The sequence below is a fragment of the Hymenobacter mucosus genome (genome assembly GCF_900188255.1).
GTDB classification, from domain to species: domain Bacteria; phylum Bacteroidota; class Bacteroidia; order Cytophagales; family Hymenobacteraceae; genus Hymenobacter; species Hymenobacter mucosus.
Map to the genome: position 1 here is coordinate 366,003 of NZ_FZNS01000004.1, position 18,240 is coordinate 384,242.

Here is an 18,240-nt window from a genome sequence, read left to right on the forward strand (position 1 = left end):
AGCCTAGTGTCACTCGTTAAAAGACTCGGTTTTGAACTCTGGTTCTAGGCTGTGTTTTCTATGCTACCTGCCATGCCTACCTCCCCATCTTTCCGTTTGCACCTCCATCTTTTGCCGGTGGGGCGTCGCCTCGATTTTTCCGTTCGTGCTGGCCTGTTTGCTGATATATACCGGCGCTGCAATCAGGGAAATTGGCAGTGCCTGGCCTATAATGCGCACAGCCCTTTCGTTGATCATGCCCCCTTGGCCCCCGATGCCCTGCCCGAGTATCGGATCCGGTACCGTAATGCGTTGGGCCAGCTTACAGCCACGTCGCCCATTCAGCAAGTGCATCCAGTAGGCCTGCCAGCAGGCCCCAGCTGGATTAGCCTACGCTAGCTTTATTCGTGGGTCAGTCTAGTGATGGTCCGATAGGTACCCTGCTGTATGGCCACGCAGTATACGCCTAGCGGGAAGCTGCTAACTTCAGGTAAGGCTACCGTGCTAGTGCCCTGTGGTACTTGTAAGGAGCGAGTAAGCATAACACGACCCATGGCATCAGTGCACGTAATGGTAGCCTGGCCCGAGCTTGGGCTATCAATTTTCAGGTTTACTTCGCTCGCGAACGGATTGGGCCACGCCTGCATTGCAAGGCGGCTAGAAGAGGCAGCAGCTGCCACTACCGCTACAAGCGAATACGTTGCTTTACCCGTTAGGTCTACCTGCTTTAGGCGGTAGTACACCGCCGCATCGGCGTAGCCAGATAGGTTGCCGAGCCAAGAATAGGTAGTGCGTTGCATAGTAGTACCGCTTCCTTCCATCGTTGCTACCGTCTCAAACGTGCGCCCGTCGGTGCTCACTTGCACTTCAAAGTAAGCATTCTGCTTTTCAGATGCCGTTGCCCAGCGGAGCAGGGCGTTGGTGCCTTGGCGCTCGGCGGTAAAGCTAATCAGCACTACGGGCAGGGGCGCCGTAGTAGGCTCGGCTTCAATGGCACCCATGTTGCCAGCAGTATTCACACTTGGCGTTGCCGAGCCAAGGAAGTCCCGGGCGCCGGGCGATACCCCAAACTCGGTAGCCATATTCAGTGCCCGCCCGATAACTGAAGAGGTGGCCTGAAGCTTGTAAGCAGTCCAAGATGTATGAGGCTGCCCACTGAGCCTGGCATCCATATCTCCTCCTTGGCCAGGATTGATGAAGTCGGGATTCTGGTACATACCTACTGCCCGGTTCCCAATCATTTCCTGGCCAGTGGCCGTACGCCACGCCTGCAACGAAGTGTACGTCGTGCCATTCCAATTAATGTTTAGTGGCTGGCCCGAGCCCCAGTAGCAATTGCCTTGTAGCAGTAAGCCTCGCGTGCTCAACGATTTCACTTGTGGAATACCCGCCGTAGTCTGGAATATGTTGTTGCGGACCGTAATGTCGCTTATACCGTCGCTGGATGAGTAGAAAGCTCTGGTTTCTAATCCATCGGTGGCTGGCGTGAGATAAATGGAGTTGTTGTAAATGCAAGCCCGCTGAATGCCCCCATTCGCCCCTGACGACCAGAGCATGATGGCACCTTGGCTAAACCGGCGCGCGTCGTTTTCACTGATGTTATAGCGAATGGTGAGGTCGTGCATGGCCGGAGCCCCCTCGAACTGCGCCAGCAGGTACCCGGCACCATCATTGTCGTGGGAGTAATTGTACTGCATGATGGAGTTTGTGCATCCCCCATCCAAGTCAAAGCCGCCGCCATCGTGGGCCAGACCCGAACGGTTATGGTGCGATTCGCAATCCTGAATAATGAGGTTGTTGCATAGCCAGCCCCAGATGCCCACCGGGCCACCACTAGGATTACTGTTCAGCCAGCCATTGTTGTAGGCCTCACAACGCTCCACTACTGCTCCGTCAATGCTAGACAGCAAAATACCGCTACCCGTGTTGGTGGTTTTCACATCCTCACGGCCCGCATTGTCATAAGCTTGGCAATTGGCCACGTACCAATTGCGGTGATTGATAGATGGATAACTGCCGTAAGAGGTGATACCAGCCTCGCCGTTGGCATACGCCTTACAGTTGGTAATGCGCACATTGTCATAGCCGCTGGTAGCACTAGAGCTGCCAATCATAATACCGGCCTTTAGGTACCCGCTCACGTCGAGGCTATCAAACACCAAGTGATTTAGCCGCTCATTGACTGCATCCGTGGCGAAAATGACACCCGCGTTGTTATTCGTCAATCGACCGGAGCCGACAAATTTGAGGCGGCGCAATTCGATGCCGCCGGCATTGGGAGAATAGAACCCGTAGTTGTTGCCGCTATTAATAGTAGCGGCCCCTTGCCCATACGAGGTCAAAACAATGGGGGCTGCAGCCGTGCCTTTGCCCCGTAGCCAGAGAGAGCCTTCGAAGGTAGCCCCACCCTGAAATAAGACCCAGTCGCCGGGCTGTAAATCGGCCGTATTTACTCGACTGATACTCTGCCAAGCCGTTGCCGGACTAGCACCAGTATAGGTATCATTGCCACTTGGGTGAACATAATACGTCCTAGCTTGTGCAACTGGCATACTGCCCAGCAGCGAGACAAACATAAGTGATATAAGTACAATTTTCAATTGCATTGCAAATCGCTATGTTGAGACAATGCAATATTAGCAAGGCACCCTGAATATAAAAATATGAATGTTTTACAAAGATTTATAATGCTTTTAACACGTTACTCGCCCTTAAAACTCCAAATAATCAAATGAGTGTATACCAGATTTATATATTATCATCAATAGTTTCAAAAATGTAAAAAGACAATTTAATCTTATTTATAACTATATTTATTTAATATTACTTTTCTAATAAGTTAAAGTACAAGATTCACCTAGCATATCTGTTCATTCGCCAGTACTATGGGGCAGTTGGCCGGTTCTTGGCAGGAGTACTTAGGAGTTGGCACGCAAAACTGCTGACTTTGTACACTAGCTGTGCGTATTAGCGAATCGCTACGCGGTTGGTCCTCGGGTACGAGCCGACGTAGAAAGGCACGTTAGCAGTAGCCACGCTGCCTTTCCCATCAAAAACACTCACAAATAGACGATAGGCGCCGGGAGCAGTAGGAACATGCACCACCACCTGACCATTACTTAATGGTTGGATGCTGTTGTCAACAGCTTCCGGCGAAGTATCGGGTATTGGCTTGCTCATAACATCTAAATCAGGCAGCACTTCCCATACATAACGCAGCGCGTCATTCTCGGGGTCTTGCGCTACCAGGTGAGCCCTGTAGTCTACACCAGGAGTCAGATGGAGCCCCTTACTCAGGTACTCGTCCGCAAATCGTAAGGCACTAATACGGGGAGCCAGATTGTGCGGTGGCTGTTGCGTCCATAGCTCCTGCATAACATCTACGGTGGCCGTTTTCTCGCCGGCAGGTGCAAACAGGCTGAACCAGGTAGACGTGTATTCAAACTTATTGCCCCAGAAGAACACGTAGGAGCCCAAGCATTTAGCAGACTTGCCCTGTACAGCCTCCACGTACCGTTCCTTAGTGAAGGCAGCTTTTTCCGTGCTGCTTTGCTCAACGGCCGCTCCCCAGCTTCTTCTAGGCGACTCCCAGTACCCGCGGGCACCAAACTCCGTCACAATGTATGGTCCTTTCCAACCAGCTTCCTCCAACCGCTCTGCCAACGTGAACAAGTTGCCGAACGCATTGACACTCAAAAAGTCTACCTCCGGGCAAAGGCGCAGCACCCGGTTGAAGTTGTCGAGCGTGCTTGTTAAAGTAGTTGTTACCGGATGGTACGGATCCAACTCATGAATCATTTGTGCTATGTCATTTATAGCCTGATACAACTGCGGATTGGCTGACTCAAAGTTGACTTCATTTCCTATTGACCAGGCCAGCAACGCGGGATGGTGGCGGTAGCGTAGCACCTGCTGCCGAATTGACCTTTTCTGACGCTCTACTGCCTTTGTATCATAGTAGTCGAACTTCTTGGACTCGTGCACCAGCCAAAGTCCCAGCATCACGGTGAGGCCTTGGCGCTGCGCCTCGTCCATGCGCTCGTCGGCATAGTCAGCCGACCACAGCCGAACGGAGTTGGCCCCAGCCGCTCTCAGTTGGTCATAATGCTGCAAGCCAGCCCCTCCCTTTATAAAGTATGGCTTGCCGCCGCGCAAGAGTTGATAGCCTTGCGCAGTGCGCACCACTTGCACCGGAGTGACGCCAGGCGGTACGTTCTGGAAAGAGGCATTAGCGGGGGAATGCCGGGCTGCTTTTACCAGCAAAAAGGTGATACAGGTGGCTATGACTAGTAATACTATTATCAGCCAGCGCCGTTGCAACGCGTGGGAAAGGACAGGTAAACTCATCCTCCTATTACGCAGAAAGCAGAAAAAATATCACCCTTGCATCTCAACCATATATTGATAAAATATAATAAATAATCAGAATGATCAAAGTTGTCGAACTTTGCGTACAGGCAATTCCTTGTCGCATAGGTTGTGAGACAGGTTTAGTACGAATATCATGCACGAAAGCATTCTAAAGGAAACTGTTCATCCTTTAGCTAATACAGAATCTCGTAAGCCGGCTGGTTTTGCCAGCCGTGCAACCTCCGCTGGTTTGCTAGTCAAGCAAGTTGCTGGCGTGGGGCAGATGCGAGTATTGGTAGGACTGGGCCTCGTTAGCCTAGTGTACTTTGTCGTGTGGTTTGCATCCTCCGACCCCATTGGGTACGCACCGCTGTTTTGGTTGCTGACCGTGTCGTTGGGGTTCAAGATGCTGCGCATGCTGCACGAGTGGTATCACTACGTAAACGTAACGGAGCCCCTACCTCCCACGGAGCACTTGCCAGCTTTCACCGTGGACGTGTTGACAACTGCCTGCCCCGGTGAGCCCTACGCCATGATAGTCCAAACGCTGGAGGCGATGCAGGCCATTACCTATCCGCACACCAGCTACCTGTGCGATGAGGGTGACGACCCGTATTTGCGGGCAGTGTGCCAGCAGCTAGGCGTAGTGCACGTCACGCGCAAGCAAAAAGTCAATGCCAAAGCCGGCAATATCAACAATGCTTTGCAGCAGGCCACGGGTGAGCTATGCGTTGTTCTTGACCCCGACCACGTACCAACTCCCGACTTCCTGGACTACGTAGTACCCTACTTTACAAATGCTAGCGTCGGCTACGTGCAGGTGGTGCAGGCCTACGGCAACCAGAAAGACAGCTTAGTGGCACTTGGAGCGGCCGAGCAAACCTACCACTTCTACGGCCCACTGATGATGGGCATGAACAGCTACAACACTACGCAAGCAATTGGCGCTAACTGCACCTTCCGCCGTGCGGCGTTAGACTCCATTGGTGGTCACGCAGCCGGCCTTACGGAGGACATGCACACGGCCATGCGCCTGCATGCCGCCGGCTGGCAATCGGTATACGTACCGCGGGTGCTTAGCCGGGGGCTGGTTCCTTCTACGCTGGGCGCTTTCTATGCCCAGCAACTGAAATGGGCCCGAGGAGCCTTCGAACTGCTTTTTGAGGTATACCCTCGCTTAGTTGGGCGCTTCTCGTGGCGCCAGCGGCTGCACTATCTTACTCTTCCCCTGTATTTTCTCTCGGGCCTAATAACACTCATTGACCTGGCGGTGCCTATCGCATCGTTGGGACTTTCGGTATACCCTTGGCATATTTCGCTGGCGGCTTTTGCCTTGCACTTGATGCCGCTGCTTGGCATCAGTCTTCTGATTCGCTATAAGGCTCAAGCTTGGCTACGCGAGCCACATGAGACTGGCCTGCACCTAGCCGGCGGCATTTTACGCGTGGGTACGTGGTGGATTTACCTTCTAGGGTTTGTGTACACCATTTTTCGGGTACGGGTGCCCTATATCCCGACACCCAAAGAGGGCAATACTCGCAATGAGTTCCGAATTGCCTTACCGAACATCATGGCTATCCTGCTTTGCGCAGTGGCCGTTAAATACGCCGGTCGAGCAGACTGGAGCCCGTATTCGCGCCTCATGGCTTTTCTAGCTACCTGCAACGCGGGTATTCTGCTGGCGGCTGTTGGTATGGGGCAGCATACGTGGATGCGGACTCTCACAGCTGATTTACAGTCGCAGCCATTGCGGGGAATCTTTCAGGCGTTTCGAAGAGCAGTAACCGGGCTTACCACACGGGCGCAAACTAGGGGAGTTTCCTTGGCCATCGGTAGCTTAGCCGTAGTGGGCTGCGTAGATGCTGCGCTATTTATCCAAGCGCAGTCCGCGGAGTTTGCGTTAGCTAGCTGGCTGCTGGATGGGGGCGACTCCGTGCGCGTGGGCACGCAGCACCTAACCTTGTCTACTGCCGAGCCTGCGCCGGATGCGTTCTTCTCAGGGCAACGTCTTCTACTGCGCCGCTCAACCGACCAAGCGGCCTCCGTAAGTGCCCTGCCCATGATGGCTACGCTACCCAAAGCAGACATTATAGCCCTCCATCGGCAAGGGGTTACACCACTACTGAATTGGCAAGTAGCAGCCCTTCCGGTAAGTAAGCGGCAGCAACTTGCACAAGCCATACACAACCTGCACCAGCCCATTATGCTGCAACCAATTTTCCCGGCTTTGTCTGCTCCTGCGTATCGCAAGGCATGGCAAGACATGGTTCGGGAGTTCAAGGCCAATAAGGTGACGAATGTTGTGTGGGTTTGGATGCCTCCTAGTGCAGCCGCGGTACAGTCTTACTTCCCGGGAAAAGATTACGTGGACTGGGTTGCAGCTCCTTATAAGGATGCGGACACCTCCTCTACGGAATCTTTGGGGGGCTATAGCTCCTACCGACACGAGTTTGCTATGGCCCTGGCATTGCACGACAAACCAGTACTATTGCTGGCCAATAATGCCATGATAGATGCGCAACAGCTAGTACACCGCATTGGCCGGGAGTACCCCGAGGTCAAGGCAGTTATCTTCCCGGCAAGGTATCGCCCTAACGCTGTATCACTGCGCACGAATAAGCGAGGTAATCGGGCTACCCTGCTCAGCCATAACTGAACGCTACTGAAACTTTAGCTGGCTCTGGCAAGCCAAAAACGGCATGTGATAGGTAGCCCTCTAATTAAGAGGTATCATCCTGCTGTTGGGAAACGTAACCCTGCTATGCACACCGAAATACTTATTGTTGGGGCCGGCGCTGCTGGCCTGATGGCGGCCCGCACTCTTGCTCAGGCAGGAAAAAAAGTACTAGTACTGGAAGCGCGCACACGCTTGGGCGGCCGCATCCATACTTTCAGAGAGAATGGATTTTCAGGACTAGCTGAGGCGGGGGCAGAATTCCTGCACGGCGACGTAGCGCAGACCCAGCAGTTGCTGCACGCTACAGGCACGCCCACCTACCCTACCGGGGGGATAACGTACGAGGTAACTCAAGGAGTCGTGCACGAGTCGGCGGAGTTCCTGCCTGAGATGCCGCTGCTGCTGGAGAAGCTCCACGCCCTTCCGCACGACCTCCCCCTGGCCGAATTTCTCACCCAAGCGTTTCCGGCCGAAGAACACCGTACCTTGCGTAATACCGTAACGCGCTTCGCGGAGGGCTATGATGCTGCCGATGCTCGTCGTGCCAGTTCCTTTGCCTTGCGCGATGAATGGTCTGGGGGCGGCGCTGAGGACTCGCCCCGGCCGGAAGGCGGGTACGGGGCCGTTGTTGCGCAATTACACCGCGAGGTAGAGGCGGCTGGAGGACAAGTGCGGTTGAACTCGGTGGTAGAAAAAATCATTTGGCACCCGCACCACGTGACCCTTCACTGCACCGACGGCCGCCAGTACCACGCTACGCGCGCTTTGCTCACTATGCCCCTGGGCGTGCTGCAAGCAGAAGCAGGTAGCCCAGGCTACTTCCATCTAGAGCCAGAACTACCCGAGCACCGAGCGGCAGCCACGGCCTTGGGGTTTGGGTCGGTTATTAAGTTGCTATTGGAGTTCAACAACCCGTTCTGGGCTACTGCCTCGCCGCAGGTGCAGCGGCCCATGCCCAACTTAGGGTTCTTATTCTCCGATGCGGCTATACCCACCTGGTGGACGCAACAGCCCAACCCGCGGCCGCTCCTAACGGGCTGGCTAGCCGGCCCCGCCGCTGCCGAACGCCGCGCTTCCACCAATGAGGCCTTACTTACGGAAGCACTGGAATCCCTGGCGTACCTGCTTGGTAGCACCGTGGAGTATGTCCGTTCTCAGTTGCAAGCCCACTGCATTTTCAACTGGGGTGCCGACCCCTTTGCGCGAGGCGCCTACACCTACGCAACTATGGGAGCCGAGGCGGCGCGCCACGTACTGGCCGCACCCGTGGCCGATACGCTTTTCTTCGCTGGTGAAGCCGTCTACCACGGCCCGCATATGGGCACTGTAGAAGCCGCCTTGGTTAGCGGGCAAGCGGTAGCCCAGCACTTGCTAGCCCTACCACTCCCTCCCGTTGAGTAGCTAGGTTACTTGGGGAGCTTAAGTCTGTACAAGCGGAAGGGATACGCTACTTTATCTTCCCCGTTATTCCACTTGGGCGTCCGGTGAATCTGCGCCGCCGTAACGTAGAGGTAGCCGTCGGGGCCGAGGCCAAAGGAGTCGGGCCACAGCAGGCGCGGGTCGCGCACCAGGGTTTCAAAGCGGCCCGCAGGCGTTACTCGCCGAATAGCCTTGTTCGGCGAGTCGGTTAGGTAAATATTCCCCTGTGAATCGGCTAGCATACCGTGCGAGATGCCCGTTTCGCCTACCGTTTCTACTTGAGCTGCCAGCGCCGCGCCGCCTAGCGCGGTGTTGAGCAGTTGCTCAGTTGCTATGCGGTAGAGCTTGGTTTGGTTGATAGCGCGGTAGTAGACGTACGTGAAATCGTGGGTCAACGCTAGCCCGTTGGCATTGCTGCTGAAGGGCTTGCCATTCTTGTCCTTCACTTCTTTACCGTCAATGCGCAGCACAAAATCCGGTGCGGCTGCCGTCGATTTGTGGCCCTGCAATACCACGCGGCTTTTACCCGTACGCAAGTCGAGCACAATCAGGGCGGCCAGCTTGGGGTCGGTGAGATAGGCTACCTGCCGGGTGGGGTCTACCCGTACATCGTTGAGTCCGGTGCGTTCCCGAGGCAAATCCTCGAAGCGGTACACCCGCTCCACCTTGTTGGAAGCCAGGTTAATCTTGAGCAGTTTCACTCCGGGTACTAGCGGCGCTTCATCGTCGGGGTTTGCCGGGTCCAGCACCCACAGCGCATCGGTTTGGTCTACGAATACCGACTGCACATTCACGAAGCGAGTAGCTGCTTTCGTGGAATCCCACTGGTTCCACTCGGCGTTGGGGTAGGGCCGTCGCTGCCCGTCCACGATTTCGGCTAGCCCGTAGTCGTAGTTGGCTTTCTTCTTTGGGAACGTGACAAAGATGCGTCCTTGCCCCGATACGGCTACCCCAATAGGTTGGTGCTTACCAAACTCAGCTACCTGCTCTAGGTTAGTAGCTGGCGTTTGTGCACCCGCTAGGGTGCTTATCATCCCCAGTAGCAGGAGAAGGAAAGGAGTACATCTGCTCATACCGTCATGCAAAGTGTGCTAGTGCTTACGGGAGCCTCACAGGGTGGTTGTGCTAGCGTTGAGCTACAGCTGGGGCAACCTTTCAGCAGGTGGCCGGGTAGGTAAAGAAGCTTCTGTGAGGTTCAGTGCTTTCTTTCCCACTTGCTTATGATGCGTTTCGCTACCGTATTGCCGCTGTTGGCCTCCTTGGGCTGCCCCCTTTTTGCTTGGTCCCAAACGCAGCCGCCTACCCGCTTCACCACGGTAGGCCATATTCAGCGGTTGGCGCCTGATGTAGACCAAGTGCTAGCCGCCGATGCTTCCATTGAAATAGTAGCTAGCGGCCTCAGCCACACGGAAGGCCCCGTGTGGGTGCCCGATAGTAGTATGCTTCTGTTTTCGGACGCTCCTACTCGCACTATCTACCGCTGGTCGCCCGCGAAGGGGCTTTCCAAGTTCCTAGAATCAACGGGGTACTCCGGCCGCATGCCCTACGGTAAGGAGCCGGGCACCAATGGTATTACTCTGGATGGCCGGGGCAACCTGCTGCTGTGTGACCATGGTGACCGACGACTGGCTGTACTACCCCTTGACCAGCAAAGTGGTAAACGCACGCTCACCGATGCATTTGAAGGCAAGCGCTACAATAGCCCCAACGATGCCGTAGTGCACGCCAGCGGCAGCATTTACTTCACCGACCCTCCCTATGGCTTGCCCCAGCAACTCCAGAGCCCCCTGCGCGAAATGCCCGTCAACGGAGTGTACCGCCTAGCCCCAGGTGGTAAGGTAAGCCGCGAGGTAGCGGATCAGAGCCTACCCAACGGCGTAGCCCTCGCCCCCGATGGCCGTACCTTGTACGTAGCGCTATCAGACTCCCTGCGCCCCGTTATCTTGGCATACAAGGTGCGCTCCAATGGTAAGCTAGGCAAGAGCCGGGTGTTTTTTGATATGAGCAAGGTATCTCGTTCCCGCCCGAAGGAGGTGCCCGATGGGCTCAAGACTGACCAAGCAGGCAACGTATGGGCCTCCGGGCACGGTGGCATCCTCGTCCTTTCTCCAACAGGCCAGCATCTCGGCACTATTGATACAGGGGAAGTAGTATCCAACTGCGCCTGGGCTCCCGATGGCACCTTATACATTGCCTCTGGCTCGTTGCTCTGCCGCGTCAAAACCAAGGCTTCTGGTTTCGTTAGCACTCAGAAAAAGTAAGACCCGCTACTTGCTATAACCCAAAAAGGCCCTACCAGCTAATTGGTAGGGCCTTTTCTACTGAGTGTTAGACTACCGACGGTTGTCGTTGCGATGAGCGGCCTCCCAACGAGCGCGCTCCTGGGGCGTTACGCGGTGTTTTTTGTCGTAGCCGTAGTTGAAATCACGGTCATTGCGGTCATCGCGCCGATCATTGCGATGAGCAGCCTCCCAGCGGGCTTTTTCGGCAGCCGTCACGCGGTGGTTTCTGTCAAAGCCGTAGTTAAAGTCGCGGCTGTTGCGGTCATCATACTTGCTGTACGCTTTGCGGCGCTTGTCATCATCATGCCGGTCGGCCGCGGAAGCAGCGAAAGAAGCTGTAGAAGACAGCAGAACAAAAGCAGTAGCAAGGGAAAGCAGGGCAGATTTCATGGAACTGGAAACGTTGGAAAGTGGAAGGAATGGCTGCTGTTTCAAGCGAAGCGGCTGGCCGGTGAGGTAGTAGTAAGCGCTTGATTCCCTACTTGCAAGCAAGGTGCCGGCTTTCCATTTCCGTCGCCGCCTACTCTTTTTCCTCTACTAACCGGCGTATTTACTCTGCTATCGGGCTCCTTTTTCCGTCGTTTCCGAGGCTTTCGTCCCCTACCCGCCCAACAGCGCCGTAGTGAGAGTACAAAAAACGGGCGGAGAAGCTACGGCCGCCAAACCTGCTTCCCCGCCCGTGCCGCCTTAGCAGCAATTTCCGCTGTTTAGAGCAGGCCCACGCCGGCTTCTGCCAGCTCCGCTCGTACTGCCTCAGGCCAAATGCTCACCTGCACTTGCCCAATGTGGCCTTTGCGCAGCATGAACATGCACACCCGGCTCTGCCCAATGCCACCACCAATACTTTGGGGCAACTCATCCTTTAGCAGGCTGGCGTGGAAAGACAGCTCCTGCCGGTCCTCGCAGCCGCGCAGGGCAAGCTGCCGCACCAAGGCATGCTTGTCAACCCGAATGCCCATCGACGACACCTCAAACGAGGTCTGCAATACGGGGTGCCAGAGCAGGATGTCACCGTTCAGGCCATAGTAACCCGTAGCTGTTTCCGTACTCCAGTCGTCGTAGTCGGGGGCGCGGCCATCGTGAGGCTCTCCGTGGCTTAGCTCTCCGCCAATGCCTATCAGAAATACGGCGCCGTACTGCTTCACGGCCTCGTGCTCGCGCTCCTTGGGTGTCAGCGTAGGATACTGCGCTAGCAGGTCCTCGGCGTGCAAGAAGGTAATCTTACCAGGCAGCACAGGCGTAATTTCAGGGTACTCGGCAGCTACGCGGGCCTCAGTGGTTTTCAGCACCTCGTAAATACGTTCTACGGTAGCCTGCAAGAACTCGGGGGTGCGTTGCTCGGCGCTAATGTGCTTTTCCCAGTCCCACTGGTCTACATAAATGGAGTGAATGGGCGAGTAGTCTTCATCGGGGCGCAGGGCGCGCATGTCTGTGAGCAGGCCACGGCCAGCCTCAATGCCTAGCTGCTGCAGGCGCACCCGTTTCCACTTGGCTAAGGAATGCACGACTACCGCGCGGCGCTCATCCAAGGCTTTAATAGGAAATCCTACGGGGCGCTCAATGCCGTTCAGGTCGTCGTTGATGCCGGTGCCGTCGAGCACGGCAATGGGCGACGACACTTTGCTGAGGTGGAGCTGCGACGCCAGTTCTTTAGCGAAAGTTTCTTTTACAAAGCTAATGGCTTCCTCCGTTTTCAATAATTCCTGCGCGGTCATGGCAATTATTATGTGTGGTTTTTGGAAAGGATTTAATTTTTCAAAAGGCAATAGGATTCCATTTTCCCACCGGGAATATTTTAGAATCCAGAAAACTATTTGTGCCTACCCTGGGCGCTGCACTACCGACTGCGACACATGCTAGATTGGCTGGCAGGCACAAAAAAAGCCTTCCGGGCTACGGAAGGCTTTAAAAGAAAATCAATTACTGATTTTTCATTTCTCCAAAGGAGCAATAGCCTTCCAGTTTCGAATAGAATTATTCGAATTATTATTCTGGAGATTATTGCTGAAATGACGCATTATTACGAGTGGTTTTCGTCAGATATTATGCAAGTATAAAAGCCTCTAATTAGTTATCCAACTTACTAATCTAATTAATTTTCATTTTCGCGCTTATTAGCCATTAAACCCAATTTTCACTCGCCGCCGGTTAGAGCGTCGCGCACGTCGCGCACGGCCTGAACTACGGCAAGCGGCACCGGAGCTTCCGGCTGCAACAGTTTTAGCAGGCGCAGGTATTTGGCGCGGCCTTCGTTGCGCATAAGTGGGGGCACTTCGTACACAAACACCTTAAAGGGCTCCACCTTCTGCACCCCTACCAACAAAAAGCGGTCGGCGTGCAAGGCATCGGCATAAAAGGCCGCCTGCCGATCATAGTCGTAGTAGGAGCACTGCTCTACGAAGTGATTATGGTCGCGGGCCATTGTGGTTTTGAAGTCTACAATGGTATAGGGCTGGTCGGGCCGGTCGACGACTAGATCGGCGCGCAGCTTGCAGAGCGTATCCGTAACGGGCTCCGTGAAAATACAGCTGGGCTCAGGCGTGCCCGTTTCCAGCAGGATGTTCAGGTCCGGGTGCAGCTTTACACCATCTACCATCCACCAAATCAGCGTATCATTGATGCCGGGTTGGCCGGGCTCGTACAGGTCGGGCTCTAAGAGAGCAGTATGGAAGGCGGTGCCCAACCCGAGGGCGCCCCCCACGCTAGTAACTGGCCGCGGCGGACGACCGTTTAGAGCATCACGCAGGCGGGAAAGGTCGGAATTGGCAATGGCTGGCAGAGCACGATAATCGTCGTAAGGAATACGCAGCAGCGCCGGTCGTGGGTCGGTAGAAGTGGAATCAATCACGCAAAAAGAACAGCGAAACCCGCAAAAAGGCTCCGATAAGCAACGAAGGTAGAGTTTGAATAGGGAGTATAGCCCTTTTTTCCTTAAGTCAGGCTACAGGTTTCTACAAACCAAGGACGATAGCTCGGGCAGAACGGCATGCCGCAAGCCTACCGGGTGCCGAGAACAACTTAGCTTGAGGCAGCACATGGCACTTCGGCACCTTTGCGCGGCCCACAAAGCAAATACAAATAAAGGCTAGGCACTACCTCCTTTTTTTTGGGCAATTACCCGGGCGGGGGCACCATCGGCACCCTCTATTTTTAGGGGTAGGCAAATCATCTCGTACTCGCCCGGTTCGGCGTGTTGCAGCGCTAAGCCTTCGATGACGGTGATGCCCGCTCTTAGCAGGATATTGTGTGTATCGGCGGGCCCCACAGACAGGTAATCAACCCCTACGCATACCACGCCTTGGTCGCGCAGCCATTCCGCCGCATCGGCCCGCACGCGCACAAACTCCGCGTCGAAGGGCTGGGTGGCCCACTCGTGGCGGGAGTTGCGCGTTTTGAACAGCACCCTACTCCCCTTGCTTAGGGGTAAGTGCTCGATTTCAGCGCGCGTGATAAACTTCGGGTCTTGAATTTCAACCAGCCATGCAGGCCCTAATAAGGTAGCCAGGTCTAGTCTGGTTACGTCGTCGCCATCAGCCAGAAAGTGTAGTGGAGCATCCACGTGGGTAGCTGTGTGCACACTCAGGCTCATTTCTGTTACGTTGGCCGCGTCGCCGGCCGCAATGCTCAGCGTTTTTCGGATATGAACCGGTGCGTTGTCGGGCCAGTAGGCCATGCCGTCAGAAATCGTAGTGGTAAAATCAAGCCAAGCCATAGTAGTGGATTTGTGATGAAATGCCAGAACCTATCTGGCTACGCTTGCTCCCCGTTAGCTAACGGCGCGTGGTGCCTTTTGCCTACCTCTGCGGAAGCCTAGCCGGGCCGACGGGGTTGGAGCAAGCGGGCAATAAGGCCGGTCCAGCCGGTTTGGTGACTAGCGCCCAAGCCCTTGCCATTGTCGCCGTGGAAGTACTCGTGAAAGAGTACATGGTCACGGAAATGAGGGTCTGACTGTAGTTGCTTATCATCCCCGAAAATAGGCCGGCGGCCGTCCTCGCCCCGCAGAAACAATTTGGTCAGCCGAGCCGTGAGAGCATCAGCAATTTCCAGCAGGGTACTGTATCGGCCCGAGCCTGTGGGATATTCCACCTTGAAGTCGTCGCCGTAATAATGATGAAACCGTTCGAGCGACTCGATAATCAGGTAGTTGACGGGAAACCAGATCGGTCCCCGCCAGTTGGAGTTACCGCCAAACATGCTCGAATCGGACTCGCCTGGTACGTACTGCACCGTGAAGTCTTTTTCGGGCGTGCGGTACACGTAAGGATGCTCCAGGTGGTAGCGTGACAGGGCCCGCACGCCGTAATCGGAAAGAAACTCGGCCTCGTCCAGCATGCGGCGCAAGAGCAGCTTCATTCGGTGCCCGCGCAGCAGCGAAAGTAAGCGCCGCTGGCCCTGGCCTGGCTCCTGCCAATGCGACACCAGGGAGGCAAGGTGCGGGCGGTTGTTGAGAAACCAGTTCATTCGGCCTACGAAGCGTGGCAATTGCTCCAGCATATTCTCGTCCAGCACCTCTACCGCAAACAACGGAATCAGGCCTACCATGGAACGCACCTTCAGGGCTTGCCGCCCAGCTTCCGGTGTTATCAGACAGTCGTAGTAAAAGCCATCGTCGTCATCCCAAAGGTCTTGGTCGCCGCTTTTCGCAATAGCCTCCGCAATGTAGAGAAAGTGCTCAAAGAACTTACTGGCCATGTCTTGGTACACGGGGTTGGTGCGGGCCAACTCCAGAGCCATGCGCATCAGGTCCAGCGCATACATAGCCATCCAGCTTGTGCCGTCGGCCTGGTCGATGTATACGTCCTCGGGCATATCGGCGCTTCGGTCGAACACGCCAATGTTGTCGAGGCCCAGAAAACCACCTTCGAAGATATTGCGCCCAGAGCGGTCCTTGCGGTTTACCCACCACGTGAAGTTGAGTAAGAGGCGGTGGAAAACGCCTTCCAAGAAGGGGTAGTCGCCTTTGCCGTTGTTGTGCTTCTGCTCAATCTTGTACACGCGCCACGCAGCCCAAGCATGCACGGGCGGGTTCACATCGGAGAAGTTCCACTCATAGGCCGGCAGCTGCCCGTTGGGGTGCATATACCAGTCCTGCAAGAGCAGGGTAAGCTGGCGTTTGGCAAACTCCGAATCGACCATGGCCAGTGGCAAGGTGTGGAAGGCTAGGTCCCAGGCCGCATACCAGGGGTACTCCCACTTGTCGGGCATGGAAATGATGTCGGCATTATTGAGGTGATGCCAGCTGCCGTTACGGATGCTGCCCCGGCCAGCGGGCGGCGGTGGAAAAGCAGGGTCGCCCGACAACCACTCCGCTACGTCGTAGTAGTAAAACTGCTTGCTCCAAAGCATGCCCGCCAAGGCTTGACGCTGTACGTTACGTGCGTCGGAGCTGGTAATCCCTGTCTGCAGCTCTTCATAGAAGACATCGGCTTCTCGGCGGCGCTGCTGCAAAACCTGGTCGAAATCGGCGAAGGGTGCGGCTAGATCAGGGCTACCCAAGCGCACGCGTACCGTTTGGCTTTGCCCGGCCGGGATAGTTAGCACGTAGTGCGCCGCTGCTTTCGTACCGCTTTGTTCAGGGTTAACGGCTCCTTTTTCCTCCTGTACCACGTAGTTGTTGATACCATCCTTGTAGTACTGGGCATGCGGATGCGCCGTTTGAAATAAGCGCTGGGTGTTCGTTTCATTATTGCAGAACAGCAATACCGGCTCCTCCCCTGCTACTCCATCACAATGTAACTGGAGGCCAGTGAGGCGAGCATGTTCTATGGCAATTCCACCAGCAGCCGTGGCGCGTAATTGGGGCTGGTCATCTTGCTCACCCCAAGCCCATGTATTCCGAAACCAGAGCTGGGGCAGCACATGAATAGTAGCGCTATGGGCACTCCGGTTGGAAACTGTCAGGAGTAGGAGCACGTCGGTAGGGCTAGCCTTGGCGTACTCGATGCTTACATCAAAGTAGTTGTTCTCGTGAAAGACGGCCGTATCAGTAAGCTCGAACTCTGGCTTGCTACGGCCCCGGCGGGCGTTTTCCTGTACCAGCCAGTCGTAGGGGAAAGCATGCTGCGGGTACTTGTACAGCATGCGCATGTAGGAGTGCGTGGGCGTATTATCGAGGTAGTAATAGCACTCCTTCACATCCTCGCCGTGGTTACCCTCTGGCCCAGTCAAGCCAAACAAACGCTCTTTCAGGATGGGGTCTTTTCCGTTCCACAATCCCACTGCCAAGCACAGAAACTGTCGGTCGTCACTGATTCCGCCTAGCCCCTCCTCACCCCACCGGTAAGCGCGGCTACGCGCGTGGTCGTGGGAGATGTAGTTCCAGGCGTCGCCCGTGGCACTGTAGTCTTCGCGCACCGTGCCCCACTGCCGCTCCGACAAATAAGGACCAAACCGATGCCACGGCAGCTCGCCGTTTTTTGCTTCTTCCTGCCGTTGTCGCTCTTCGTTCATGACTACTAGTTGCCGGGTGCCAGTGTGAAACTACCAAAATAGGCCCTAGGCAGCAGTAAGGTAACGCCAGCCATGTGATTACGCCGCGTACTACTTCACGGCTACTTAGGGCCTAGTAGTTGCTTACCCGTTGTCAGCGAAGCCGGGGTAGAGCGTCATGCCACCATCGGCAAAGAGGGTAGTTCCCGTCACGTAGTCCGATTCGTCGGAGGCTAGCCACACAGCTACTTTACCTATATCGGCAGGTTCGCCAATGCGACCGTAGGGAATCAGCGTAAGCAAGCTTTTTTCTTCTTCAGGCGTGTCGCGCGCCGACAGGTTAATGGGCGTAGCTATGGCGCCCGGCCCGATGCTATTGACGCGGATTTTTTGAGGAGCTAATTCTTGGGCCATGCTCTTCATAAGCTGCATAATGCCGCCCTTGCTAGTGGCATAGTTCACATGGCCAGCCCACGGAATAACCTCGTGCACCGAACTCATGCAAATGATCTTACCCGTGGCATTCGACACTTCTGGCTGAGGGCCGCGGCGCACAAACTCGCGGGCGGCCTCTCGGGCACACAGAAACTGCCCCGTGAGGTTTACGTCAATAACCTTCTGCCACTGCTCCAGCGTCATATCCAAGAACTTGGCATCTTGCTGAATACCAGAGTTGTTTACAAGAATGTGCAGGGTAGTAAACTGCCGCCGAACCTCATCGAACATGTGCAGCACTTGGTCTTCTTTACTTACATCTGCTTGGATAGCCACGGCTTTCCCACCGGCCTGCTTAATCTCGTCTACCACAGCCTGGGCTTCATCAGCGCTATGCGAGTAGTTGACCACTACGGTAGCGCCCTCGGCGGCCATGGCCTTGGCTACACCGGCTCCAATACCGGAGCTACCACCTGTTATGAGTGCTACCTGATTTTGCAGGCGCGCAGAAGATGCTGAATTGGCCATATCGTCTGGAAAGAAATGTAGTTGATATTCCTTCCTAGACTCTCAAACAGATTCTTTAGTTACATGAATCTTATCTAAATCAGACCTAGCTGCTCACTAGTCTAGCACTTACCCCTTCCTACAAGGCAAGAAAAAAGCCCC

13 protein-coding genes are annotated in these 18,240 nt (G+C 55.2%); 4 read left to right on the forward strand and 9 right to left on the reverse strand.

Annotation, left to right across the window (positions count from 1 at the left end):
• The first annotated feature begins 72 nt into the window (after positions 1–72).
• The gene (locus CHB83_RS11515) at positions 73–378 is read left to right on the forward strand and encodes a hypothetical protein (protein WP_143437120.1); all 306 of its coding nucleotides are present in this window, start codon (positions 73–75) and stop codon (positions 376–378) included.
• 2 nt (positions 379–380) lie between these two features.
• Here the strand turns inward: CHB83_RS11515 and CHB83_RS11520 are convergent, their stop codons facing one another.
• Both CHB83_RS11520 and CHB83_RS11525 read right to left on the reverse strand, forming a co-directional pair.
• Positions 381–2,555, reverse strand: coding sequence for a right-handed parallel beta-helix repeat-containing protein (locus CHB83_RS11520; RefSeq protein WP_179225518.1), 2,175 nt, complete (start codon positions 2,553–2,555; stop codon positions 381–383).
• 391 nt (positions 2,556–2,946) lie between these two features.
• On the reverse strand, positions 2,947–4,326 hold the full coding sequence (locus tag CHB83_RS11525; RefSeq protein WP_143437121.1) for a glycoside hydrolase family 2 TIM barrel-domain containing protein: 1,380 nt from the start codon (positions 4,324–4,326) through the stop codon (positions 2,947–2,949).
• A gap of 157 nt (positions 4,327–4,483) precedes the next feature.
• Between CHB83_RS11525 and CHB83_RS11530 the strand changes: the two genes are divergently transcribed.
• Both CHB83_RS11530 and CHB83_RS11535 read left to right on the forward strand, forming a co-directional pair.
• Complete coding sequence (locus CHB83_RS11530; RefSeq protein WP_245855332.1) at positions 4,484–6,985, forward strand: glycosyltransferase; 2,502 nt, start codon at positions 4,484–4,486, stop codon at positions 6,983–6,985.
• A 105-nt stretch (positions 6,986–7,090) separates the two neighbouring features.
• Positions 7,091–8,407 (forward strand): flavin monoamine oxidase family protein, encoded by a 1,317-nt coding sequence (locus tag CHB83_RS11535; RefSeq protein WP_089332731.1) that lies wholly within the window; start codon positions 7,091–7,093, stop codon positions 8,405–8,407.
• 5 nt (positions 8,408–8,412) lie between these two features.
• On the opposite strand, the gene CHB83_RS11540 is transcribed toward CHB83_RS11535, so the two are convergent.
• Positions 8,413–9,459, reverse strand: a complete 1,047-nt coding sequence (locus tag CHB83_RS11540; protein ID WP_245855333.1) for an SMP-30/gluconolactonase/LRE family protein — start codon at positions 9,457–9,459, stop codon at positions 8,413–8,415.
• 186 nt (positions 9,460–9,645) lie between these two features.
• Between CHB83_RS11540 and CHB83_RS11545 the strand changes: the two genes are divergently transcribed.
• On the forward strand, positions 9,646–10,686 hold the full coding sequence (locus CHB83_RS11545; protein ID WP_245855334.1) for an SMP-30/gluconolactonase/LRE family protein: 1,041 nt from the start codon (positions 9,646–9,648) through the stop codon (positions 10,684–10,686).
• Between the two features lie 72 nt (positions 10,687–10,758).
• On the opposite strand, the gene CHB83_RS11550 is transcribed toward CHB83_RS11545, so the two are convergent.
• The 6 genes from CHB83_RS11550 to CHB83_RS11580 all read right to left on the reverse strand — a co-directional run bounded on the left by CHB83_RS11550 (position 10,759) and on the right by CHB83_RS11580 (position 18,099).
• Positions 10,759–11,097 (reverse strand): hypothetical protein, encoded by a 339-nt coding sequence (locus tag CHB83_RS11550; RefSeq protein WP_089332733.1) that lies wholly within the window; start codon positions 11,095–11,097, stop codon positions 10,759–10,761.
• A gap of 317 nt (positions 11,098–11,414) precedes the next feature.
• Positions 11,415–12,422, reverse strand: coding sequence for an aspartate--ammonia ligase (gene asnA / locus CHB83_RS11555; protein WP_089332734.1), 1,008 nt, complete (start codon positions 12,420–12,422; stop codon positions 11,415–11,417).
• Between the two features lie 419 nt (positions 12,423–12,841).
• Positions 12,842–13,555: a PD-(D/E)XK nuclease-like domain-containing protein gene (locus CHB83_RS11565; protein ID WP_052695125.1), complete on the reverse strand. Its 714-nt coding sequence runs from the start codon at positions 13,553–13,555 to the stop codon at positions 12,842–12,844.
• Between the two features lie 237 nt (positions 13,556–13,792).
• Positions 13,793–14,419, reverse strand: coding sequence for a cyclase family protein (locus CHB83_RS11570; protein WP_089332736.1), 627 nt, complete (start codon positions 14,417–14,419; stop codon positions 13,793–13,795).
• A 98-nt stretch (positions 14,420–14,517) separates the two neighbouring features.
• Complete coding sequence (locus tag CHB83_RS11575) at positions 14,518–17,157, reverse strand: MGH1-like glycoside hydrolase domain-containing protein (protein ID WP_089332737.1); 2,640 nt, start codon at positions 17,155–17,157, stop codon at positions 14,518–14,520.
• A gap of 123 nt (positions 17,158–17,280) precedes the next feature.
• Positions 17,281–18,099 (reverse strand): SDR family oxidoreductase, encoded by an 819-nt coding sequence (locus tag CHB83_RS11580; protein ID WP_055562611.1) that lies wholly within the window; start codon positions 18,097–18,099, stop codon positions 17,281–17,283.
• Between the last annotated feature and the right edge of the window lie 141 nt (positions 18,100–18,240).